We start from the raw sequence: 20,401 nt of genomic DNA on the forward strand, positions 1-20,401 counted from the left end.
AGCTTGTGGTTCCCTCGGCCCAGAGATTACGCTAAATCTGACGGTCCATCAGATTTCAGTGAGCGGGAGGGGCCGATGAGCACCAACCAGCCCGGACAGGCTGCCACGCAGTCCGGAAACTCCTTCGGTGAACTGCCGAAGATCATCAGCGTCGATGACCATGTCATCGAGCCGGCACACCTGTTCGAGCGCTGGTTGCCGAAGAAGTACCACGAGCGTGGGCCCAAGCCGGTCACCACCGGCATCGGCGTGCTCGAGTACACCGGGGCGAGCTACAAGATCACCACCGATCCGAACGGCCCGCCCGCCGACTGGTGGTTCTACGAGGACCTGCGCTTTCCGTACAAGCGCAACATCGCCGCCGTCGGCTTCAGCCGCGACGAGATGACCCTCGAAGGCATCACGCGCGGCGAGATGCGCCCCGGGCTGTACGACCCGGCCGAGCGGCTCAAGGACATGGACGTCAACCATGTCGAAGCCTCGCTGTGCTTCCCGACCTTCCCGCGGTTCTGCGGCCAGACCTTCTCGGAGGCCGCGGACAAGGAGGTCGCGCTCGCGTGTGTGCGCGCCTACAACGACTGGATGGTCGAGGAGTGGTGCGGCGACTCCGGAGGTCGGCTGATCCCGCTGATCATCATCCCGCTGTGGGACGTGCAGCTCGCGGTCGAGGAGATCAAGCGCAATCGCGCGCGCGGCGTCACCGCCGTGTGCTTCAGCGAGATCCCGGCGTTCCTGGGCCTGCCCAGCATCCACACCGGTTACTGGGACCCGTTCTTCGAGGTCTGTGCGGACCTCGGCGTGACGATCAACATGCACATCGGCTCGTCCTCGACGATGCCGGCCGCCTCGCCGGACGCCCCCGCGGCGGTGCAGGCGTCGCTCAGCTTCAACAACGCGATGGCCTCGATGGCCGACTTCATCTTCGCGGGCATCCCGGCGCGGTTCCCCAAGATCAAGCTGGCCTACTCCGAGGGGCAGATGGGCTGGATCCCGTACGCCCTGGAGCGCATGGACGACGTCTGGCTGGAGCACCGGGCCTGGGCGGTCACCGGTGAGGTGTTGCCCGAGGCGCCGTCGTACTACTTCCGGCGGAACATGTTCGCGTGCTTCTTCCGGGACCGGCACGGGGTGAACTCGCTCGACGTGATCGGTGAGGACAACGTCACGTTCGAGACCGACTACCCGCACGTCGACTCCACGTGGCCGCACACCAAGAAGATCGCCGAGGAGCACCTCGCCGGGCTGGGCGAGGAGACGGTCTACAAGATCATCCGGGGCAACGCGATCCGGATGCTCGACCTCGACTTCGACAAGGACCGGGTGGCTTCGGTCGCGGTCTGATCCGGTTCCGGACGAAGTCCGGTCCGGCCTCGGTCGGATCTTCGTCGACCCCCTGGTCGGGGTCGGTCGGGGTTCGGGCGTCGGGGTCTCGGTTCAGCGGCAAGGGGCGGCTCGTCGGGTTCCCGGCGGGCCGCTTCCGAGGTATTTCGACTCGCGTCGGCACACGTGGTCGGCGCGTCGTCGGCTGGTCGTCGGCACACGTCTTCAGCACACGTCGTCAGCACACCGGAGGGGCCTGGAATGAGTGGGATCTGCGAGGGGCGCGTCGTCATCGTCACCGGTGCCGGCGGTGGCATCGGGCGCGAGCACGCGCTGGCGTTCGCCCGGGAGGGCGCGCACGTGGTGGTCAACGACATCGGCGCCTCGCGCCAGGGCGACGGGCGTTCGCTCGGGCCGGCCCAGCAGGTCGTGGCCGACATCGAGGCGCTGGGCGGCAAGGCGGTCATCAACGCGGACGACGTCGCCGACTGGGCGGGCGCGGAGCGGTTGGTGCAAACCGCGATCGACGCGTTCGGCCGGTTGGACGTGGTGGTCAACAACGCGGGCTTCCTGCGCGACCGGATGCTGGTCTCGCTCGGCGAGGACGAGTTCGACGCGGTGGTCCGGGTGCACCTCAAGGGGCACTTCGCGGTGATGCGACACGCGGGAGCGTACTGGCGCGCGCAGGCCAAGGCGGGCAACACGATCGACGCGCGGCTGATCAACACCACGTCCGGCGCGGGGTTGATGGGCTCGGTCGGGCAGGGCAACTACGCCGCGGCCAAGGCCGGCATCACGTGCCTGACCCAGATCGCCGCGGTGGAGATGGGTCGGTACGGCGTGACCGCCAACGCGATCGCGCCCGCCGCGCGTACCCGGATGACCGAGGAGGCGATGCCCGACATGGTGCGCAAGCCCGAGGACGGCAGCTTCGACTTCTACGACCCGGCGAACATCTCGCCGCTGGTGGTCTGGCTCGGCTCGGCCGAGTCGCGTGAGGTGACCGGGCGGGTGTTCGAGGTCGAGGGCGACAAGGTCTCGGTGGCCACCGGTTGGCAGCACGGTCCGGAGGCGAGCGCGGGACGTCGTTGGGAGCCGGCCGAGCTCGGTCCGGTGGTGGCGAAACTGCTCGACGAGGCGCCGACGCCGACGCCTGTGTACGGCGCCTGAGTTCGGCCTTCGGGTTCGGCCTTCGGGTTCGGCCTCGGCCGGGACCGGGCTCCGGTCTCGGCCTTTGCGGCTTCGAGGTTTCGGGGCCTTGGGGGCTGTTGGGCTTCCGGGTTTCGAGGGCCTTGGCGTTGTGGCTTACGGCCGTTCGGGCCGGGGGTTGCTCGGGCCCTTCGGTTCGCGGACTGCCTCCGGCCGTTCGGTCGTTTGGCCGCCCGGCTTTTCAGGTCTTCCGGCTTTCGGTTTTCGGTCTCGTGGCCGACAGGCCGTTTCGGTTGCCCGAGCATTCGACCTTTCGTTCGATAGGGAGTCGAGAACCATGGACCTCCGGTATACCGAGGCCGAGGAGAGATTTCGCGCGGAACTGCGCGCGTGGCTCGACCGGGCCATTCCGTTGTTGCCGGCCAAGCCCGACCGCAACGACTGGCCGGGTCGGCGGGCCTACGACACGGCCTGGCAGCGGTTGTTGTTCGAGGCCGGCTATGCGGGCCTGCACTGGTCGGTCGAGGCGGGCGGCAAGGGGGCCACGCCGACCGAGCACCTGATCTTCCTGGAGGAGACCGAGCGGGCCGGCGCGCCGTACGTGGGTGCGAACTTCGTCGGCCTGCTGCATGCGGGACCGACCATCGACGCGGCCGGCACCGACGAGCAGCGGCGCCGGTATCTGCCGGGCATCCTGCGCGGCGACGACGTGTGGTGCCAGGGCTTCTCCGAACCGGGTGCGGGCAGCGACCTCGCCTCGCTGCGGACCCGGGCGGTCCGGGACGGCGACGACTACGTCGTCAACGGCTCGAAGATCTGGACCTCGCACGCGGAAGTCGCGGACTACTGCGAGATGTTGGTGCGCACCGACCCGGACGCCCCGAAGCACAAGGGGATCACCTGGCTGATCGTGCCGATGGACACGCCGGGCATCACCATCCGTCCGCTGGAGACGGTGATGGGCACCTCGGAGTTCGCCGAGGTGTTCTTCGACGACGTACGGGTGCCGGTGGCCAACCGGGTCGGCGAGGAGAACGACGGCTGGCGGGTCACCATGGTCACCCTGTCGTTCGAGCGTGGTACCGCGTTCGTCAGCGAGGTGGTCGCCTGCCAGCGACTGCTGCGCGAACTCGCGGCGCTGGCCAAGAAGGTGACGCGGCGTCAGGCGAGTGCCTGGGACGACCTGGCGCTGCGGCGCGAGCTCGGACACCTGACCGCCGAGTTCGAGGCGCTGTGGGCGTTGACCAAGTGGAACGTGTCCGAGGCACAGCGCTCCGGGGTGCCGGGTGTGGGTGGTTCGGTGTTCAAGCTGCGGTTCTCCGAGACGAAGCAGAAGGTGTACGACCTGGCGCATCGGCTGCTCGGTCGGGCCGCCCTGGCCGTGGACGATGTCGCGGGGTTGCCCAGCGGCTCGTTGATGGACGAGCGGTTGTCGTCGCTGTCGTACACGATCGCGGCGGGCACGTCGCAGATCCAGCGCAACATCGTGGGCGAGCGCATTCTCGGCCTGCCGAAGGAACGGTGATCGGGCATGGATTTCCAGCTGAGCGAGGACCAGCGCGATCTGCGTTCCGGGGTCCGGGAGTTCTGCGAGGGTCGGTTCGGTCGGGACCGGATGCGGGCGCTGCTGGACACCGCGCCGGTGCCCGGGATGGTGGACCGCGCGTTGTGGCGCGAACTGGCCGACACCGGGTTCTTCTCGCTGCGGGTCGCGGAGGATGCGGGCGGCGTCGGGCTCGGGGTGGCCGAGGCGGCGTTGGTGTACGAGGAGGCGGGTCGGGTGTTGCTGCCCGGGCCGCTGGTGGCCACGCACCTGGCGGCTTCGCTGCCCGGGGAGCCGGGGGCGAAGGCGGCTGCGGGTGACGCGGTCGTCGGGCTGATCGAGGGCGACTCGTGGCCGCTGCTGATCGAGCACCTGGACGCGCTGGACTGCTTGTTGGTGCTCACGGACGAGGGCATTCGGCGGGTCGATCCGGGCGCGGTGCGGGGGGTGCGGGTCGCACATCCGGTGGATCCGTTCACGCCGGTGACGTCGGTGGACGAGCTGCCGGTGGGTGAGTTGGTGGCCGATGCCCTCGTTGCGGATCAGTGGCGCCGAATCGGAGCCGTGCTCACGGGGGCGCTGCAGCTGGGCATCGCGGGTCGGCTCACCGAGTTGGCCACGCGGTACGCCAAGGAGCGGGAGCAGTTCGGCCGGGTGATCGGCGGCTTCCAGGCGGTCAAGCACCTGTGCGCCGACATGCTGGTGCGGACCGAGCTGGCGCGGGCGGCGGTGTACGCGGCGGCCGTGACACTGGACGACCCGGCGGTGGGTGATCCGGAGGTCGCGGTGCTCACGGCCAAGGTGATGGGCGACGACGCGGCGACGCGGAACGGCAAGGACGCCACGCAGGTGCACGGCGGGATGGGGTTCACCTGGGAGGTGGACGTGCACCTGTACCTGAAGCGGGCTTGGGTGCACGCGACGCAGTTCGGCGGGGCGGAGGAGAACGAGGAGGCGTTGGCGGCGACGCTTTAGCCTGGGGCCGGGCTGGGTGGCCTCATGCGCCGGCCGGGCTGGGTGGCTCGGTCGGTGCTTGTTTGGTTGGCGGTGGGTGGGGGCTTCGGCTTACCCGGCGGCGCCACGCGGGCGCGGGCGGCTTTCCTGATCGGACGCCGCCCGCGCCGGCTCACGGGCGCGAGGATCGCCGGATGCGCACGATGTCGTGGTCGTGGCCGATGGAGAAGCCGGCGCCGTCCGGGTCGGCGAAGTGGGTCAGTACATATCGTTCGAGGTCCTCGTGGGTCGGGCGGGATTCCAGCTCGGCCAGATTCGGGACGTTCGCCATGAACTCGGCCACCGTGAGGGTGTCGGCCAGGTTGTCGGCGTGAAAGCGCACGGGCAGGGTCTCGACGGTGCAGGACTCGACGAGGTCCTCGTGGCCCGCCCGAAGCGCGTTCGCCGTCGCGGCCAGGTCGAAGCGGATGCCGAAGAAGTGCCGGACCAGGCGCATGCACTCGTTGTTCGGATTCTGGAGCGCCAGGACGAGTTCGCCGCCCGGTCGGACCCAGCCCAGGAACCGCCGTACGGTGGGCAACCACTGAGACTGCGGCAGGTAGTAGAGCATGTGCGAGCACAGCGCGAAGTCGGCGAGGGTGCCCGGGTCCGCCGTCTCGACGGGATCGGGCAGCACCCGGGCGTCCGGGCAGGCCCGGCGGAGGGCGTCGCGCATGTAGCTGCCGGGTTCGATGGCGATCGTGTGCTCGAAGTAGTTGCCCACATGCCGGGTGGTCGTCCCGGACCCGGCGCCGATGTCGAGGAACACCGAACGACGGGGCAGTTGTTCGACCAGGGCGCTCAGATGGGCGTGGGTCACGGCCTTCTCGTTCGACCCCGCGAGGAAGAGTTCGAAGACTCGGCGGTAGTCGTCCCCGGCGACATCCAGGATGCGAATCGGGTCGGACGGATCGGCTTCGGTGGGGGGCAACGCCATGTCGGTTCGGCCTCCTGGCGAGGAAGACATCGCTGGTTGTCGGGTGGGCCGGGGCGCGTCGGGTGGGCCGCAGTGCGCTGGGCGGGTGGGATGCGTTGCGCAGCACGCTACGGGATGCCCGCCCGGGTCAGCCGGATGCCGGGATCTTCGTGCGGGTCGTGTCCGCGGCCGTGTTCGGGACGTGCGGGCGGCTGGGCCACCAGAAGGATCGGCCGGTGTCGAGGGCCAGGGCCGGGACGAGGATCGAGCGGACCAGGAAGGTGTCGATCAGGACGCCGAGGGCGACGAGTGTGCCGATTTGGATGAAGGCGACCTGTGGGGCTCCGGTCAGGGCGGCGAAGGTTGCGGCCAGGACCGCGCCGGCGCTGGTGATCACGCCGCCGGTGGCGGTCAGGCCGGTCAGTACGGCCGGTTCGTGGGCCTGATGTTCGCACTCCTCGCGGATTCGGGAGATCAGGAAGATGTTGTAGTCCGCGCCCAACGCGACCAGGAACAGGAATCCGACCAGCATGATCTGTACGTCCATCGCCGGGAAGTCGAGGACGTGCCGGAACAGTTGCCAGCTCAGGCCCAGGGCGGCGGCGTAGGACAGCAGTACGGTCGCCATCAGCAGCAGCGGGGCCACCAGCGCGCGCAGCAGCAGGACCAGGATCAGGAACACCACGCCGATCACCAACGGGATGACGGTACGCCGGTCGTGCGCCTGGGCCCGCCGGATGGGCGCGGGTGGCCGGCCACGACGTGGTGCGTGAGACCAAAGCGGTGCAGGCCAAGATCGGGGTCACGGCTCAGGACGCCACGCTCGACGAGATGCTGACCGGCCGGCAGAACCTCGCGATGATCGGCCGCTTGAGCGGGCTGCGCAAGGGCGACTCCCGGCGGCTGGCCGGTGCGCTGCTGGACCGCTTCGAACTGACCGCGGCGGGCAACCGGATCGTGAAGGGGTACTCGGGTGGGATGCGCCGCCGCTTGGACCTGGCCGCCGGGCTGGTGACCCGACCGCCGGTGCTGTTCCTGGACGAGCCGACCACCGGTCTCGACCCGACCAGCCGGGTGCGGATGTGGGGCGTGATTCGTGAACTGGTCGCCGACGGCGCCACCTTGTTGCTGACGACCCAATACCTGGAGGAGGCCGACGAGTTGGCCGACCGGATCATCGTCGTCGACCACGGCAGGGTGATCGCCGAGGGAACCTCGGCCGAGCTGAAGGCCCGGACCGGCGGCGCCCACCTCCAGGTCACCCTTACCACCGCCCACGCCGAGGCCGTCGGCGCGCTGAGTCGGTTCGTGGCCGGGGCGGTTGTGGTGAGCCAGGACGGGCGGCGCCTGCGGGCCCCGGTGAACGGCGGTTCGGGACTGGCCGGTGCCGTGGTGCGGGCCCTGGACGAGGCGGCGATCAGCGTCGACGACGTGGAGGTCCACCCACCCTCGCTGGATGATGTGTTCTTCGCCCTGACCGGCCATCCGACCGAGGGGCAGCCCACCACCGGCGGCCCGGACGCCGACCTCGGTCCCGGATCGAGTGCGGGGCGGCGGCTCGACCCGAAAGCGCAGGTGACGCGGGCATGAGCACCGTCACCCTGCCCGCCGGTACGGCGGCGACGCTGCCGACCGTGGTGGCACGGACGCATGGCCCGGCTCGCAAGGCGTCGGACGTGCTCGTACTGACCCGGCGCAACCTGGTGCACATATCCCGCGAGCCGATGCAACTGTCCGACGTCACCATCCAGCCGGTGTTGTTCACCCTGATGTTCATCTTCGTCTTCGGCGCCGGAGTCGTGCTGCCCGGCGGCGCCGGCTACAAGGACTTCGCCATACCCGGCATGCTCGTCCTCAACCAGATCATGGTGACCGTCGGCACCGCCGTCGGGCTGAGCACGGACGTCAACACCGGCGTCATCAACCGCTTCCGTACCCTGCCGATGTGGCGGCCCGCAGTGCTGGTGGCCCGTTCGATCACCGACCTGCTGACCGCCGTCCTCGGCGCCGGCATCGTCGCCGCCACCGGCTTCGCGATCGGCTGGTCGCCCCACAACGGCGTCGGCAACGCGATCGCGGCGTTCGTCCTCGTCCTGCTGCTCGCCTATTCCCTGTCGTGGGGATGCGCCTGTCTGGGGCTGGTCAGCAAGGGTGTGGAAACCGCCCAAGCCCTGGGCCTGCTCGTGCTGTTCCCGGTCGTCTTCGTGTCCAACTCCCTGGTCCCCACGCAGCGCATGACCCCCTGGTTGCGCGAGGTCACCACCTGGAACCCGATCAGCGCCGCTACCGCCGCGGCCCGGGAACTGCTCGGCAACCCCAACCCCTCGGCCTCGATCGACGCGTGGCCCATGCAACACCCCGTCTACACCACGCTCATCTGGTCGATCGGGCTTCTGATCGTCTTCGCCCCCTTGGCCACCGTGCTCTACCGGCGCCGCGCGGGCGGCTAGCCTCGGGCGGACTTCGGCGGGGGTGGGCGAGTAGAGCCTGGGCAGGCGGGAGCCGGGGTGGGAGCGGTTCGTGCCGGTGGGGCAGGCGGGTCGGCTCAGTACGCTGGGCGGGCACGCGCTGGACGCGCACTGCGGTGGGGGGTTGAATGCCGGCCGGGGGCGGCGGGAGGGGCGCGGGCGTGACTCGGGGCGATGGCGATGGCGACGGCGATGCGGTTGCGCGGGCGCAGGCGTTCGGTCGGTTGCAGGCCGGGCTCGAAGTGGTCATGGCCGGGGCGCGGAGTGGGCGTCGGCATCGCGAACTCGCTCGTCGGGCGGGTGGGGAGTTGACCCGCGGCGAGGCTCAGACGCTTACCCGGGTGGTGAAGTTCGGTCCGGTACGGGCGTCGGCGCTGGCCGAACTCCTGGACAGCGACCGGTCCACGACGAGCCGTCAGGTGGACGTACTCGTTCGCGGTGGTCTCGTCGAGCGCTCGGTCGACCCGACGGACGGTCGCGCGCACCTGCTTCGGGCGACTCGGCGCGGGCGGCGTCTGGCCGACGGGATCCGGGCCCAGTGGGCCGGCCTGATGAGCGAGGTCCTCACCGACTGGCCGGCCGAGAAGGTGGACCGACTCGCCGATCTGCTCGCCGAGTTCGGTGATGCGTTGGCGCGGGCGCCGGAGGAGTGACGGGGTGGCGCGGCCGATCCTGCCCGCACGGTCTCAACGGCTGGAGACCGCGGCGGGCGGGGATGCCTCGACGCCTCGACGTCTTCGGGGTGTGCCGGCCGGGCATCCGGATACGGCGGGCCCGAACCAGCCCGTCGAGTGGCTGCGCAAGCGTGTCTTCCGTACCGCGCCGGACTCCGTGGCGTTCGGTCTCAGCCGGCTCAGTTCGGGCCCGCGACGACCTGCTCGACCTGCTTGCGTACCAGTGCCTCGTCGGGGTGCTGCGGGGTGGTCCCGGTGAGGTTGACCCGGACCACCCGAATCAGCGTGGTGCCCACGCGTACCAGGACGATGGAGTGGACCCATGCCTGACCGGTGTCGGCACGCGTGACGAACTCGAGGGCCATCGTTTCCTCACCGAGACTGGGCCACTCGACTGCCCGGGCGGTGAAACGGCCGGAGAATTCGTCCGTGGTCACCTGCTGATCCACACAGCGTGGAAGCAGGTCCCGGATCGCGGGGATGGACCTTTTCGCGTCATCGGCCGAGAGGGATGTCAGGTTGGACCCGACAAGTGCGTACGACTTGCCTCCGGGTGCGGGATCCCGAGCCGTGATCGAAGCAGCTGCCAGGACGGGGTACACACCGGATCCCGGGTTGCTTTGCGCCATCAGCCGCTCGCAGTCGCTCGGTCCCGACTCGTGGTCATCTCGTTGCGTGTCGACGATCGACTCCCAGCCCTGGGGCATGTCCGTCTTCTTGAGGAGTACGCGCTTCAGTTCGGCCGTCGACAGGTGGGCGGTGCTGCCGGACGCGCTCGGGGATGCCGCCGGCGCCGAGGCCGTCACGGTGGGTGTCTTCGCGGAGGAGGCGCCGGCGAGGTTTTCGCCAGAGTTCGCGCACGCGGTTGCGGTCGACAAGAGGGTGATCACGAGTGGGCCGGCCATCCGGTGCAGGCGAGCACGTACCAAAGCGGGGACCTCCGCGGGAAGTGGCAAAGGGGGCGTAAAACCGACTCAGTATGGCAGTGGATGTTCGGGTCGACCGCACCCCCCTGACCTGGGCGAATCGCCCCACTGGCTGGGGCTGTTCGGCAAGGAGGACGGCGTCGGGTCGGGCAGGTCGGAGCGCCTGCTCAAGTCGGCTGGGGCCGGGTCGATTCCGGCGACGTGAGTTGCGTGATGTAGGTCAACCAGTTTGGGTGTTTGTGCTGATCAGGGGACTGGTGCATTGACAGTTCTCGGCCTTGGGGATATTCCTGACTGGTCGTCAGATCAGCTCGGGCAGCAGCAGGGAGCCAGTCATGGAGCGCGACTTCGAGAGTCGGGCCGGGGCGGTCGTGGTCGTCGGGGCCGGGGGCGGGATCGGTGCCGCGATCTGTCGGATGTTCGCCGAGCGCGGTGCGGACCTGGCGGTCACCTATCGCAAGGGGGCCGCCGCGACCGAGGCCGTCGCCGAGCAGGCCCGGTCCGAACACGGCCGGCGGGCCCGTGCGTGGCAGGTCGATCTCACCGACGCGGACGCCGTGGCGACCTTCGTGGATGCGGCGGCGGCGGAGTTCGGTGGCGTGCATACGGTCGTGTACGCGTCCGGGCCGCACGTACCGATGTTGCACCTGAGTCGGGTCACGCCGGCCCAGTATCGCGAGCAACTCGACGGCGACGCGGCCGCGTTCTTCAACCTGGTGCACCCGTCGCTGCCGCACCTGCGCGCGGCGGGCAACGGCAGCCTGGTCGCGGTCACGACCGCGGCGACGAGCCGATTCCCGGTGCGGGACGGGCTGTCGTCCTGTACCAAGGGCGCGGTCGAGGCGATCGTGCGCGGCATCGCGGCCGAGGAGGGCCGGTTCGGGGTGCGGGCGAACAGCGTCGGCCCTGGCATGCTCACCGACGGCATGGCCGCGCGGCTGATCGACAGCGGCGACCTGGACGAGCGCGCGCTGGACGTCGCGCGCCGCAACATCCCGCTGCGGCGGTTCGGCCGGGCGGCGGACATCGCCGAGGCGGTCTGCTTCCTGGCCTCCGACCGGGCGGGCTTCATCAGCGGCCAGAAGCTGGACGTGGACGGCGGCTACGGCGTCTGACGGCCGGCCGATCGCCGCTGTACATCCTGCGCACTCGCCCGACTACACCCGGAGGACTCCTTGCTTTCCGATCGGGCGGCTTCAGCCCGGCGGTTGAGCTGCGGAGCCGGATGGTGAGGCTGCCGCCATCGTGGTGCCGACCCCGTGACCGGAGAACGATCCGGACACACGCCAGTCACCGGATCACATGCCGCCGGAGGTCCCGCCCGCGTTGCCGGAGCCTGGACCGCCTGAGCTCGTATTGGTGACGATCGCGGCAACGTGCGCCGACCCGGAGGGCAAACGTTCCGACGGAGGCTCGGGCCATCGGCGGCGCGATGTCTCCAGCTCGACGGGGATGCCGACTGCCGACAGCAGGGCATGCAAGTCCTGCTTCAGCCGCAGCGCGTCCGTGGGCGCCGGGTCGTCGGCCTGCATGACATGGCCACCCCCGATTGCCATGATGACAAACAGCGTTCTGTGGGCAGGCGGCGAATGGCCCTTGGAGGGCTCGACGATGCTCTCGTGCAGATGAATTCCTGCCAGGTCGGCGATCGGCAGCCATGGCCCCGGGCGGCCGGCCCGCACGAAGCGAAGCCGGGCCGGAGTCCGCGCCGGGGCAAATTGCACCCGGCGGACATGACGCAGTTCCCTGGCCGCGACGACCGGGCCGGCGATCAGCGAGGCAGCAGCCGCGAACAGGCCGGCCACGAGCAGCGCCTTGGCGAAGCCGGCGCCGAAGCCGACCATCAACAAGATGATCACGAGTCCGGCGCCGCCGAACACAAACGGCACCCACACCACCGAGGCAAGTGCGACGAGCACCGCCTGGCCGCGCGAACCGCCTTTCTCGCGGAAGACAACGTCGGTCGTCGCAGCGTCAGGGCCGGGCCGCACCAACTCACCGGGAGGCATGCCTCCCAAGGTAGACCCGGCCGCCGACCCCGGTCGAGGAAGTGCATCACCCGGCGCCATGCGCACGTCGAGCCGGGACCGCGCCTTCGCCCTCGACCCACGGCAGCGGTTTGCTCACCCCTGTCGGGCGAGGGCCGACTTGTCGTTCGCAGTCAGGCGGCGCACCAACATGCGGGTGGTGCCGCCGTCGTCCTCCACGATGTCCCGGACATGCTCGAAGCCGATTCTGTCCAGCAGGGTCAGCGAGGCTTTGTTCGGTGCGGCCACGGTGGCGTAGACCTCGGTCAGTCCGAGGGTGGCGAAGCCATGGGCGACGATGGCTTCCGCCAACTCGGTTCCCAGGCCGACCCCCCAGGCCGTCGGCGCCAGAGCGTAGACGATCTCGTGGCCCTGGGCCACGTCGGTCGTCTTGATCTCGGCATGCCCGACCAGCAGTCCGTCCCGACGAACGGCCCAGACATCGAACAGGTCCTGGGCATAGACCTTCGTGAAGAGCCGTCCGAACAGGGCGCGGTGCGCGGCTTCGGGGGCGGGGCCGTCACCCATCCACTGCGACACTCCGGTGTCCTGGAACAGGGCGACGAAGCCCTCTTCGTCCTCGGGGACGTACGGTTCCAGAAGCAGCCGCTCGGTGCGCAGAGTCGGAGTCACGGACGGCGACGCTACCCACGCGACATCCGGTGGGCAAGCCACTTTCGCCTGCACCGACATCGCCCTTCTCGGCGCCTCGGCGCCGTCGCCCGAGCCCTCCCGGTCGTGCCCTGGTGCGGACTCGCCAAGGGTGGGCCGGGATGGTTGCGCTGCGGAGCGCACTCTCGGGGCGCGGCCGGTCGAGTATCGCCGTCGCGAGCGCGCGGCCGGACGGGTTACCGTCGCGGTCATGACGTCCCGAGTCGGTCCCGAGGGCCCCCGAATCAGTTCCGACAGTGGCGAGTTGATCGTTCGGCAGGAGACGGATGGCGATCACGGGGATGTGCATGAGGTCCACGCGCGCGCCTTCGGCAACGGCGAGCGGGTTCCCGGTCTGGTGGCGGCACTTCGCGTTGCCAAGGCCGCGTTGGCACCGATGTCCTTCGTCGCCACACTCGATGACCGGGTCGTCGGGCACGTCCTGCCGAGCGCGGGTCGGCTGGATGCGCCGCGCCGGATCGTGGACGTCCTGTCCCTGTTTGGGAGTTGGACTGCGTCGGCATGCGCGGCGCAGACCTACGGGCGGCCCGCGGCGAAGTCTGACGGTCCACCCGCGGCCGCTTCACCCACCTCGGGCCGGACGTGACCTGCGTGATCGGGCACGGGTCGGCCGTATGTCCGACCGGACTCCGATGCGCATCGTGATGCGGGGCTGCTCATGGGGGGTCGCCGGCGAGAAGCGTGGTCAAGGTGTGTCGGTGGATGTTGCCGATGATGCGGGCGCGGTTGACGGGGGAGAGGGTGACGTCGCCGTTGGGTTGTACGACTACGTGCTCCCACGAGTTGGGGTCGTCGGGGTCGGCCGGGGCGTGGGGGATGTGGCGGTGGGGTGGGAAGTCGGTGTTGCCGATGCGGTCCTCGCGGACGCCGAGGAGGGCGAGTTCGGCTCGGGCGGCGTCGGTGCGTCGGGTGGGGAGGGCGGTCGGGAGTTCGACTCGGAGCGGGATGTGTAGGCCGAGGGCGGTGAGGATGTTGGCGCGGGCGCGGGCGCGGGCGCGGATGTGGCTGCCGCCGAGTTGATCGGTGATCGCGTCGTGTTGGGCGGGGTCGTCGGAGTACCACGTGGTGGCGAGGCGGACTCGTTCGTGGGTGAACAGGGTCCATTGCTCGCGGGTGATGTAGAGCAGGTCGGTGTGGACCTCGATGTCGTGGCCGGCGTGGATGGCATGCCGGAGGAGGTCGGTGAAGTCCGGGTGCGCGGTGGGTTCCGCGCCGGCGAACTGCATTGATTCGGCGCCAAGTTGGGCAGCGTCGGTGATGATGCTGCGCCAGTTGTCGGTGGTCGTCTTCGTCGTTGCTTGGTTGGGCTTGGTGGTGAGGTCGTCGGCGTGACGGGCCGGGGTGTGGGCTGTATCGAGTTCCAGGGTGATGCGCCTGATGCGGGGCGTGGGCGGGGGTCGGACGGCGAGGGCGATGGTGACCATGGGGGCTCCGCTCGGCGGCTGGTGGCCGGGGTTGGGGTCGGGTCAAAGGGTTCGGGCTGCTTGTTGGATTGCTCGACGGACGCAGCGCAGGGTGCAGACGGTTCGGGTGTCGTCGGGTGGTTCCACGAGCCAGACGATGGGGTCGCCTGGGAGGGCGTTGGGTCGGGGAATGGTGATCCACGAGCCGCGGCCGTGGTGGCGGGGTCCGGTTCGGCGTTCGCGGGCGGGGAGGGTGTGGGTAGCGTCCGGCGGGACGAGGAAGCCGATCCGGCGATAGCGGCGGTCGAAGATGACCGGACCGGGATCGAGGCCGCGTTCGCGTAGGACGGTGAGGGTGGCGCGGCCGAGGGTCTCGTCGACCTCGATTACGTCGAAGGTCTCGCCGGCGGCGACGAGGTAGGGCGCGTGGGGATTGCGGGTCGTCGGCTCGTCGGCGGCCACCCGGGTGGGCTTCAGCAAGTAGTGCATGGGTGAACTCCTGTTGATGCACACGGGGTTGGCGTGCATTGGGACTGCCCTTCTCCCGTGTTGGTCGGGAGTGAGCCCGGTCCCGCCCGCGAGTGCGGGCGTGTCGCGCGTGGCTAGAAGAGTGGGGGCTGCGCGCCGAGGGGTGCCTGCTCCGGGCATTCGGTGTCGACCTCGATCCACGCGGAGACGAGCTTGCCGCTCGTCATGCGGGACCAGGTGAATCCGGCCGCGTCGCTCTGCACCAGAGCGAGTCCACGGCCGCTTTGGGCGTCGAGCGGAATGTCCGCGAGGGTCTGGAGCCGGGGGCAGGGCGAGGGCAGGTAGTCCCACACCGCGATTTCGAGCTTCCTACCGCAGAGGGTCAGGATCAGGGTGAACTCGGCTCGTGTGGCGTCTCGTTGCGCATGCCGAACGGCGTTGGTCGCCAGCTCGGTGGCTATCAGTGCAGCCGAGTCGCAGGCGCGAATCGGGATCTGTTGCGCTGCGCAGAACTGGCGCAAGCGTTCGCGCGCGAGCTTCACGGAGGTGTCGGTCAGCGGGAAGTCCGCCTTGAGGGTGGTCGGCAGCATGGTGACTCCCATGTGACGCCTGAATGGTGGGATGCAGCACTTTTTGTCGGTGCGCGAGCCGGCTCTGACGGCCGAACTCGTCGAACCGGATCGCGGATCAAGAGCCCGATGCCGCCTCTGACATGTGCTGGGCCGCCTGAAGAGCGACACGAGCATGATCACTCAGTGGGCCCGAGGGCTCACTGTAGGTGATCTGCCAGATACCGTCCTCTCTTTCTGGCAATTTGGCAAGTCTGCTTGGCAGGAGGCGTCGAGCGCCTCGCGGTGCGAGCGCGTGCCGTAGCAGACTGGGCGTTGGGAGGTTCGATGTCGATGCTGACGCTGGAGAAGCGCCAACTTGCTGATGAGCTCAAGATGTTGCGGAAGAAGTCGACGCTCACCGGGAAGCAGGTGGCTGAGGCGCTCGGAGTGTCGGAGCCGTTGGTCAATCGCATGGAGAATGCCAAGNGCGCCGTCAACAGTGACAACCTGACGAAGCTCCTGGATCTGTACCGCGTCCAAGGGGATGAGCGGAACCGGCTCATCGACCTGTTCCAGCGAAGCATCCGGCAAGACCCTGGCGATGAGCATTGGTGGAGTGAGTTCGAGAACGAGATCAGCGCTTCGTATCGCGACTACATTGAACTGGAGCATGCCTCTACGGCGGTGATCGAGTACCAACCTCATGGGCTGAACGGTCTCGTACNGACCGAGGAGTACGCGTACGCCTTGACCGCAGCCTGGGGAATGCGGGACGAAGATCGCCTTGAGGCTCATGCCGCAGTGCGCGTGAAGCGTAGCGAGAGCAGGCTATTCGGTCCCGAAAGGTTGCACTTCACAGGCTTCTTCACCGAATCGGCCCTGCATATGCACGTCAAGAGCAGGGGTGCCATGATCGCGCAGTTCGATCATATGGTGAGACTTGGGAGCCTCGACAATGTCGAACTTCGTGTGATTCCGTTCGAAACGCTGGCCTCGGCAACCCTTGGATCCGGGTTCACGGTCTTTCAATTCAATACCCTGAACTCGCCGAGGATCCTGCGTCAGGATGCGGTTGTCGGCCGGCGGCCCCTGAGCGAAGAGCCGCGGGATCTTCGAGAAATCGATCGCCACGTCAAACGCCTGAAGCGTGCGGCCCTGTCGGCTCAAGAAACCCTGAAATTCATCGATAGCCACGCCAGAAAAATGGAGAAAAAGTGAGCACTATAAGCGGCCTTAAGCCTGTTGGCCCGTTCAGAAAAGCTTCCTACTCCAATGCCGATGACGCTTGCGTCGAAGTCGCCCCGATCGGGAGTCACGTTGTTGCGCGAGACTCGAAGATTGATCAGGGGCCTGTCGTCGTGGCCAGCGGGAGCGCTTGGAGCGCTTTCCTAGGCACCTGGAAGTAGGGATATGGCTTCCGTCGGTTGACCACCTCATTTGAGGTACTCGCAACATGTGTCCAACTCGGGCTTCCCCGCAGCTGACCAGTCCCGGGGAGTGGCAGTGCTGGGAGATCCGGCGGCGGCGGGTTTCACCCGGCACGCCCGGAGACTTGCCCGGGTCGGACGGGCGATCACGCGATCATCGGCATCCGCGCCCCAGGCCCGCCCAGCTCCGCTCCGGGGGGCGCAACCATGTGCTGTGCGGCGGCCTCAGCCCGTGACGAGCCACAGTTGGCCGGTTTCGTTCATTTTCCACTGCTGCCCCAGGGAATCGGTGAACGTAACCTGAGGCGGGTTGTAGAAGATGTCGTTGGCAGGCCATACGCCGCTGTAAAAAACGGCCACACCTCTCGGAGCCAGGACGTCGATCGGATACTTCGATCGTGTGGCTCCGTACTGTCCTTCGAGTTGAATGGTCGCCCACTCCGGATCGCCGCCGAAGTCCACGCGAACGCCGCGTATCGGATAGTCGGTCGGGTTGGTGACCGTGACGGTGCGGGATCCATTGCCGTCGGTATTGGGATGACCGGGCACGTCGGTGAACTTGCTGTCGACCGTGATGCGGCGGGCCTGATCGGTTCGGTCTCTGGCATACGCCAGCAGTTGGTCTTGTTGGAGCCGTAGGACGCGGGTTTGTTCGGCCATGACCGACCGCTGCTCGTCGAGCTGTTGCCGCTGCTTTTGCAAAGTCCTCAACGTCGCCCAAGCCGCAGTCGCGGCGAACACGGCCCCGGCTGCGGTCAGCGCGTTGCCCCAGTCGATCCGATCCGGCTTCATCAGGGCAGCGTAACCACATCGGCGGCGTGCCGGCGCGGCCCCACCGCTCACGTGGTGGGGCCGCGCCGGCGATCTTCATCGGTCTGCCGAGTCGTGTGGGTCAGCCGCCTTGGCCGGCGCTGCCGATGGGGCCGACGTTGATCGGGGAGCCGGCGCCGTCGATGACCGGCACGGTGGGGGTGCCGGGCCAGTTCAGGGTGATGGTCTTGGTCTCTCCGGGCGGGGTGACCTGCAGGCCCGTGACCTTGACGCCGTAGTCGCCGGTGGCACCGGAGGGGTAGGTGACGCCGAAGGACACCGACGTGTCGCTCTTGAGGACGAACGGGTCGGCCGGGGCGCCGACGCGCTTCGCGGACAGGGGCCCCTTGGCGGTCTGGAGGTCGACGCCCGCGAATCCGGACATCGTGCAGTTGTGGCCGATGTTCTTGAACGTCACCGCGACGGTGAGTTCGTTGTCGCCGCCGATGGTGGCGTCCTGCGCGGTGGCCCTGAGGTCGTCGGTGCGGCACTTGCCGATCGAGCTGTTGTCGCCTCCGCCTCCGCCGCCGGTGGTCGTGCCCTGTCCGCCGGAGCTCTTCCCGGCGGAGTCCTTCCCGGCGGAGACCTTCCCGGCGGGTTCGGTCCCGCCCCCGCCCCCGCTGCCACCCGGGTTGCCGCCTCCGTTGCCGCCGGTGGTCGACGCCCCGGGCGGGGCGGCCGGCGGGGCGACGGGCGAGGAGCCCTGCGCGGCCCCCGAGTTCGTCGAGTCCGTGCCCTGGCACGCCGTCGTCAACATCGCGCCGCCGAGGACGGCCGCGGAGACGAGGAGGGCGGTGCGACGGTTGCGGAACATGAACGACCCCTTGGTATCCGGTGGTTGGGGCCGAAACACTCTCGGCCCCTCGGTGCCTGCTCGACCACTATGGCCAGGCCGCCGGCCCGGGCGATACCCGAGTCGTCGCACCACGACATCGCTGTCACAGACCGGTGACATGGTCACGAGAAGGAACGACGGCCACCCCGACCCACCCCGCCCGACACCCCGACAACACCACGTTTGCCCAGGTCACAGCCACCACGACCCGACCCGACGGACGGTGTTACAGGAGCTTCGCGACCTGCGGCGCAGTCGCCGTTCCCATCCGTCGGCGCGGTAACACGCGGCCCCGTCGCACGCGTCCCCCCTCGACCGTCGGCCCGACGGTGGCCGGGTCGACACGAGATCGCCGGGCATACCGGCGGTGCAACACCGTCGACGGCCCGGCCCCCCGAGGTGCTCGCGACCCCGGACCGGCGCATGCCATGGCTGTTACCTTCTGCGGATGCCAAGAGGCCGGGTTTTTCCGCTCGTTGCGTCGAACGGGAGAATCCGGCGAACCGATCGTCGTCGTTCGGCTCCATCTGCGGTTCGATTCCCGAACTCGGGTCAGGGGGCGGTCGGTTCCACCGGGATCCACAGCGCCGCGTCCGCCGTGCTGCCGTCAGCCGACGGGCGGACCCGGAGGATCTCCGGGCCCGGGCGGCTCTGGTACGGGTTGGACGGGAACCACTGGGTGTAGATGTCGCGCCACAGGTATTGGAGCGCCTGCGGGTAGGGGCCCGAGTTCTCGAATACCGCCCACGTGCCGGCCGGCACGGTCAGCGTGTCGAGGTCCTCGGGTACGTGGACCCGAGTGCCCGTCACAACCCCGTGGTAGTAGTCGAGTTCGGTTCCCTCGGCGCGGCTGGGGTCGAGGTCGTCGGTGACCGCGACGATCCCGTCCGGGTCCTGGTCGGACAGGGCTTTGATGCGGTCGGTCGTCTCCCGGGCGATGCCCCGGACGAATTCGGCGATCGCCGGGTTCACGCCCTCGTGGACCAGCGGGACACGGGCCTTTTTGCCGACCACGTGGAACGCGTCCTTGCGTACGATCCGATATTGCATGCTGCTGCTTCCTTCCACGATGAGGCGGAAGGACATCCGTGGCTGGGAGTACAGCGCCGCCCCGGTTTGCCGGGCCGCGCCGGGACCCACGCCGTGTACGGCGCGGAACGCCCGGGCGAACGCCTCGCCGGAGGTGTAGCCGTAGCGCACCGCGATCTCCAGCAGGGTGCGCTCGCCGGCGAGTACCTCGGCGCCCGCCAGCGTGAGCCGCCTGCGTCGCACGTACTCCGACAGCGGCATCCCGGCCAGCGCGGAGAACAGCCGGCGGAAGTGGTACTCCGACGTCACCGCGATCCGGGCCGCCTCGCCGATGTCGAGCCGCTCGTCGAGATGCGCCTCGATGTGCTCCAGCGCCCGGTTCAGCCGCTCCAGCACCACGGACTCCTTCCTTTGCTTGCGAGCTCCACGTTAGGAAGGGGCACGCTTGTCGGACCCGACATTCTGTGCCCGGCTCGGTCGGGTGAATCGGCGCCACCGCGGGTCGGTCGCGGACGCGGTCGGCATGGTCGATGCGTGTCCTGGGGAGTCGTCCCGGGAGGCAGCCCGGTTTCGGACGAGTGCGACGAGGTGCGTGTGATGCGGAAGATCGTCTTCTCCATGTCGGTGTCCCTGGACGGCTTCATGGAGGGTCCTCACCACGACATCGGCTGGCATCGCGTCGACGAGGAGCTGCATCTGCACTTCAACGAGTGGCTCGGCACGATGGGGGCGTTTCTCAGCGGGCGGGTCACCCACCAGCTCATGGCGGACTTCTGGCCGACGGCGGACGCCGATCCGGCGAGTACGCCGGCCATGGTCGAGTTCGCCGGGATCTGGCGGGACATGCCGAAGATCGTGTTCTCCCGGACCCTGGAGCGCGCGGACTGGAACACCACGATCAAGCGGGACGTGGTGGTCGAGGAGATCAGGGCGCTGCAGGCCGAGCCGGGTGGGGATCTCGTGCTCGGCGGCGCCGATCTGGCCGCGACCTTCAGGCGGCTCGACCTGATCGACGAGTACCGGGTCTACGTGCATCCGGTGCTGATCGGACGCGGCAGGCCGATGTTCCGGCCGACGGACGGGATGACCGACCTGCGGCTCGCGGAGACCCGGGCCTTCGGCAACGGGGTCGTGCTTTTGCGCTACGCGGCGCGGTGACGGGCCCGGCCGGGGTGACCCGAGCCGGCGTG

23 protein-coding genes are annotated in these 20,401 nt (G+C 69.0%); 12 read left to right on the top strand and 11 right to left on the bottom strand.

The genetic code is table 11. The features are described 5' to 3' along the window. The first annotated feature begins 75 nt into the window (after positions 1 to 75). From A3IC_RS0108610 to A3IC_RS53220, 4 genes are all read left to right on the top strand, one after another. Positions 76 to 1,341, top strand: coding sequence for an amidohydrolase family protein (locus A3IC_RS0108610; RefSeq protein ID WP_020549660.1), 1,266 nt, complete (start codon positions 76 to 78; stop codon positions 1,339 to 1,341). A gap of 240 nt (positions 1,342 to 1,581) precedes the next feature. Beyond that, positions 1,582 to 2,490, top strand: a complete 909-nt coding sequence (locus tag A3IC_RS0108615; protein WP_020549661.1) for an SDR family oxidoreductase — start codon at positions 1,582 to 1,584, stop codon at positions 2,488 to 2,490. Positions 2,491 to 2,806: 316 nt separating this feature from the next. Continuing rightward, positions 2,807 to 3,994: an acyl-CoA dehydrogenase gene (locus A3IC_RS0108620; protein ID WP_020549662.1), complete on the top strand. Its 1,188-nt coding sequence runs from the start codon at positions 2,807 to 2,809 to the stop codon at positions 3,992 to 3,994. 6 nt (positions 3,995 to 4,000) lie between these two features. Next, entirely contained in the window at positions 4,001 to 4,987 is a 987-nt protein-coding gene (locus tag A3IC_RS53220) for an acyl-CoA dehydrogenase family protein (RefSeq protein ID WP_020549663.1), read from the top strand. A gap of 151 nt (positions 4,988 to 5,138) precedes the next feature. On the opposite strand, the gene A3IC_RS0108630 is transcribed toward A3IC_RS53220, so the two are convergent. Both A3IC_RS0108630 and A3IC_RS0108635 read right to left on the bottom strand, forming a co-directional pair. Next, a complete protein-coding gene (locus A3IC_RS0108630) occupies positions 5,139 to 5,942 on the bottom strand; it encodes a class I SAM-dependent methyltransferase (RefSeq protein WP_020549664.1) in 804 nt (267 codons plus the stop codon). A 127-nt stretch (positions 5,943 to 6,069) separates the two neighbouring features. Then, the gene (locus A3IC_RS0108635) at positions 6,070 to 6,660 is read right to left on the bottom strand and encodes an MMPL family transporter (RefSeq protein ID WP_079026322.1); all 591 of its coding nucleotides are present in this window, start codon (positions 6,658 to 6,660) and stop codon (positions 6,070 to 6,072) included. 8 nt (positions 6,661 to 6,668) lie between these two features. Between A3IC_RS0108635 and A3IC_RS53225 the strand changes: the two genes are divergently transcribed. From A3IC_RS53225 to A3IC_RS64440, 3 genes are all read left to right on the top strand, one after another. Then, positions 6,669 to 7,511 (top strand): ATP-binding cassette domain-containing protein, encoded by an 843-nt coding sequence (locus A3IC_RS53225; RefSeq protein ID WP_020549666.1) that lies wholly within the window; start codon positions 6,669 to 6,671, stop codon positions 7,509 to 7,511. Continuing rightward, positions 7,508 to 8,371, top strand: a complete 864-nt coding sequence (locus tag A3IC_RS0108645) for an ABC transporter permease (protein ID WP_020549667.1) — start codon at positions 7,508 to 7,510, stop codon at positions 8,369 to 8,371. Before A3IC_RS53225 ends, A3IC_RS0108645 begins: the two co-directional genes overlap by 4 nt. Before the next feature lie 179 nt (positions 8,372 to 8,550). Beyond that, a complete protein-coding gene (locus tag A3IC_RS64440; RefSeq protein WP_205353818.1) occupies positions 8,551 to 9,042 on the top strand; it encodes a MarR family winged helix-turn-helix transcriptional regulator in 492 nt (163 codons plus the stop codon). Positions 9,043 to 9,242: 200 nt separating this feature from the next. Here A3IC_RS64440 and A3IC_RS0108655 read toward each other — a convergent pair whose 3' ends face one another. Continuing rightward, complete coding sequence (locus A3IC_RS0108655; RefSeq protein ID WP_158695858.1) at positions 9,243 to 9,869, bottom strand: hypothetical protein; 627 nt, start codon at positions 9,867 to 9,869, stop codon at positions 9,243 to 9,245. A 455-nt stretch (positions 9,870 to 10,324) separates the two neighbouring features. Between A3IC_RS0108655 and A3IC_RS0108660 the strand changes: the two genes are divergently transcribed. Then, positions 10,325 to 11,104 (top strand): SDR family NAD(P)-dependent oxidoreductase, encoded by a 780-nt coding sequence (locus tag A3IC_RS0108660; RefSeq protein ID WP_020549670.1) that lies wholly within the window; start codon positions 10,325 to 10,327, stop codon positions 11,102 to 11,104. A 183-nt stretch (positions 11,105 to 11,287) separates the two neighbouring features. Here A3IC_RS0108660 and A3IC_RS0108665 read toward each other — a convergent pair whose 3' ends face one another. Both A3IC_RS0108665 and A3IC_RS0108670 read right to left on the bottom strand, forming a co-directional pair. Beyond that, positions 11,288 to 11,998 carry a hypothetical protein gene (locus A3IC_RS0108665; RefSeq protein ID WP_020549671.1) on the bottom strand — a complete coding sequence of 237 codons (711 nt, stop codon included), beginning with the start codon at positions 11,996 to 11,998 and terminating at the stop codon, positions 11,288 to 11,290. Between the two features lie 114 nt (positions 11,999 to 12,112). Next, positions 12,113 to 12,649 (bottom strand): GNAT family N-acetyltransferase, encoded by a 537-nt coding sequence (locus A3IC_RS0108670; protein ID WP_020549672.1) that lies wholly within the window; start codon positions 12,647 to 12,649, stop codon positions 12,113 to 12,115. Positions 12,650 to 12,878: 229 nt separating this feature from the next. Here A3IC_RS0108670 and A3IC_RS70690 point away from each other — a divergent pair, with 229 nt between their 5' ends. After that, positions 12,879 to 13,274, top strand: a complete 396-nt coding sequence (locus A3IC_RS70690) for a hypothetical protein (protein ID WP_245599183.1) — start codon at positions 12,879 to 12,881, stop codon at positions 13,272 to 13,274. A 70-nt stretch (positions 13,275 to 13,344) separates the two neighbouring features. On the opposite strand, the gene A3IC_RS61990 is transcribed toward A3IC_RS70690, so the two are convergent. The 3 genes from A3IC_RS61990 to A3IC_RS61995 form a co-directional block, all read right to left on the bottom strand. Then, positions 13,345 to 14,112 (bottom strand): radical SAM/SPASM domain-containing protein, encoded by a 768-nt coding sequence (locus A3IC_RS61990; protein WP_020549674.1) that lies wholly within the window; start codon positions 14,110 to 14,112, stop codon positions 13,345 to 13,347. A gap of 42 nt (positions 14,113 to 14,154) precedes the next feature. Next, positions 14,155 to 14,580, bottom strand: a complete 426-nt coding sequence (locus A3IC_RS53245; RefSeq protein WP_052173279.1) for a hypothetical protein — start codon at positions 14,578 to 14,580, stop codon at positions 14,155 to 14,157. A gap of 113 nt (positions 14,581 to 14,693) precedes the next feature. Further along, on the bottom strand, positions 14,694 to 15,161 hold the full coding sequence (locus A3IC_RS61995) for an ATP-binding protein (RefSeq protein WP_020549676.1): 468 nt from the start codon (positions 15,159 to 15,161) through the stop codon (positions 14,694 to 14,696). 300 nt (positions 15,162 to 15,461) lie between these two features. Here A3IC_RS61995 and A3IC_RS0108695 point away from each other — a divergent pair, with 300 nt between their 5' ends. Both A3IC_RS0108695 and A3IC_RS64445 read left to right on the top strand, forming a co-directional pair. After that, a complete protein-coding gene (locus tag A3IC_RS0108695) occupies positions 15,462 to 16,328 on the top strand; it encodes a helix-turn-helix domain-containing protein (RefSeq protein WP_020549677.1) in 867 nt (288 codons plus the stop codon). Next, positions 16,325 to 16,516 (top strand): DUF397 domain-containing protein, encoded by a 192-nt coding sequence (locus A3IC_RS64445; RefSeq protein ID WP_245599184.1) that lies wholly within the window; start codon positions 16,325 to 16,327, stop codon positions 16,514 to 16,516. The genes A3IC_RS0108695 and A3IC_RS64445 overlap by 4 nt, the downstream gene beginning before the upstream one ends. Positions 16,517 to 16,762: 246 nt before the next feature. Here A3IC_RS64445 and A3IC_RS0108700 read toward each other — a convergent pair whose 3' ends face one another. From A3IC_RS0108700 to A3IC_RS0108710, 3 genes are all read right to left on the bottom strand, one after another. Beyond that, positions 16,763 to 17,329 carry a hypothetical protein gene (locus tag A3IC_RS0108700; RefSeq protein WP_020549678.1) on the bottom strand — a complete coding sequence of 189 codons (567 nt, stop codon included), beginning with the start codon at positions 17,327 to 17,329 and terminating at the stop codon, positions 16,763 to 16,765. A 100-nt stretch (positions 17,330 to 17,429) separates the two neighbouring features. Continuing rightward, on the bottom strand, positions 17,430 to 18,161 hold the full coding sequence (locus A3IC_RS0108705) for a DUF4232 domain-containing protein (RefSeq protein WP_020549679.1): 732 nt from the start codon (positions 18,159 to 18,161) through the stop codon (positions 17,430 to 17,432). A 573-nt stretch (positions 18,162 to 18,734) separates the two neighbouring features. Further along, positions 18,735 to 19,607, bottom strand: coding sequence for an AraC family transcriptional regulator (locus A3IC_RS0108710; protein ID WP_026218032.1), 873 nt, complete (start codon positions 19,605 to 19,607; stop codon positions 18,735 to 18,737). Positions 19,608 to 19,808: 201 nt separating this feature from the next. Here A3IC_RS0108710 and A3IC_RS0108715 point away from each other — a divergent pair, with 201 nt between their 5' ends. Next, a complete protein-coding gene (locus tag A3IC_RS0108715; RefSeq protein WP_020549681.1) occupies positions 19,809 to 20,369 on the top strand; it encodes a dihydrofolate reductase family protein in 561 nt (186 codons plus the stop codon). Positions 20,370 to 20,401: the final 32 nt, after the last annotated feature.

This window comes from Embleya scabrispora DSM 41855, from assembly GCF_000372745.1.
Taxonomy (GTDB): domain Bacteria; phylum Actinomycetota; class Actinomycetes; order Streptomycetales; family Streptomycetaceae; genus Embleya; species Embleya scabrispora.

Excerpts from the sequence above, each read along its gene's own strand:
- A3IC_RS0108610 (WP_020549660.1), top strand. The coding sequence starts at position 76 with ATGAGCACCAACCAGCCCGGACAGGCTGCCACGCAGTCCGGAAACTCC.
- A3IC_RS0108615 (WP_020549661.1), top strand. The coding sequence starts at position 1,582 with ATGAGTGGGATCTGCGAGGGGCGCGTCGTCATCGTCACCGGTGCCGGC.
- A3IC_RS0108620 (WP_020549662.1), top strand. The coding sequence starts at position 2,807 with ATGGACCTCCGGTATACCGAGGCCGAGGAGAGATTTCGCGCGGAACTG.
- A3IC_RS53220 (WP_020549663.1), top strand. The coding sequence starts at position 4,001 with ATGGATTTCCAGCTGAGCGAGGACCAGCGCGATCTGCGTTCCGGGGTC.
- A3IC_RS0108630 (WP_020549664.1), bottom strand. The coding sequence starts at position 5,942 with ATGGCGTTGCCCCCCACCGAAGCCGATCCGTCCGACCCGATTCGCATC.
- A3IC_RS0108645 (WP_020549667.1), top strand. The coding sequence starts at position 7,508 with ATGAGCACCGTCACCCTGCCCGCCGGTACGGCGGCGACGCTGCCGACC.
- A3IC_RS0108660 (WP_020549670.1), top strand. The coding sequence starts at position 10,325 with ATGGAGCGCGACTTCGAGAGTCGGGCCGGGGCGGTCGTGGTCGTCGGG.
- A3IC_RS0108665 (WP_020549671.1), bottom strand. The coding sequence starts at position 11,998 with ATGCCTCCCGGTGAGTTGGTGCGGCCCGGCCCTGACGCTGCGACGACC.
- A3IC_RS70690 (WP_245599183.1), top strand. The coding sequence starts at position 12,879 with ATGACGTCCCGAGTCGGTCCCGAGGGCCCCCGAATCAGTTCCGACAGT.
- A3IC_RS61990 (WP_020549674.1), bottom strand. The coding sequence starts at position 14,112 with ATGGTCACCATCGCCCTCGCCGTCCGACCCCCGCCCACGCCCCGCATC.
- A3IC_RS53245 (WP_052173279.1), bottom strand. The coding sequence starts at position 14,580 with ATGCACTACTTGCTGAAGCCCACCCGGGTGGCCGCCGACGAGCCGACG.
- A3IC_RS61995 (WP_020549676.1), bottom strand. The coding sequence starts at position 15,161 with ATGGGAGTCACCATGCTGCCGACCACCCTCAAGGCGGACTTCCCGCTG.
- A3IC_RS0108700 (WP_020549678.1), bottom strand. The coding sequence starts at position 17,329 with ATGAAGCCGGATCGGATCGACTGGGGCAACGCGCTGACCGCAGCCGGG.
- A3IC_RS0108705 (WP_020549679.1), bottom strand. The coding sequence starts at position 18,161 with ATGTTCCGCAACCGTCGCACCGCCCTCCTCGTCTCCGCGGCCGTCCTC.
- A3IC_RS0108715 (WP_020549681.1), top strand. The coding sequence starts at position 19,809 with ATGCGGAAGATCGTCTTCTCCATGTCGGTGTCCCTGGACGGCTTCATG.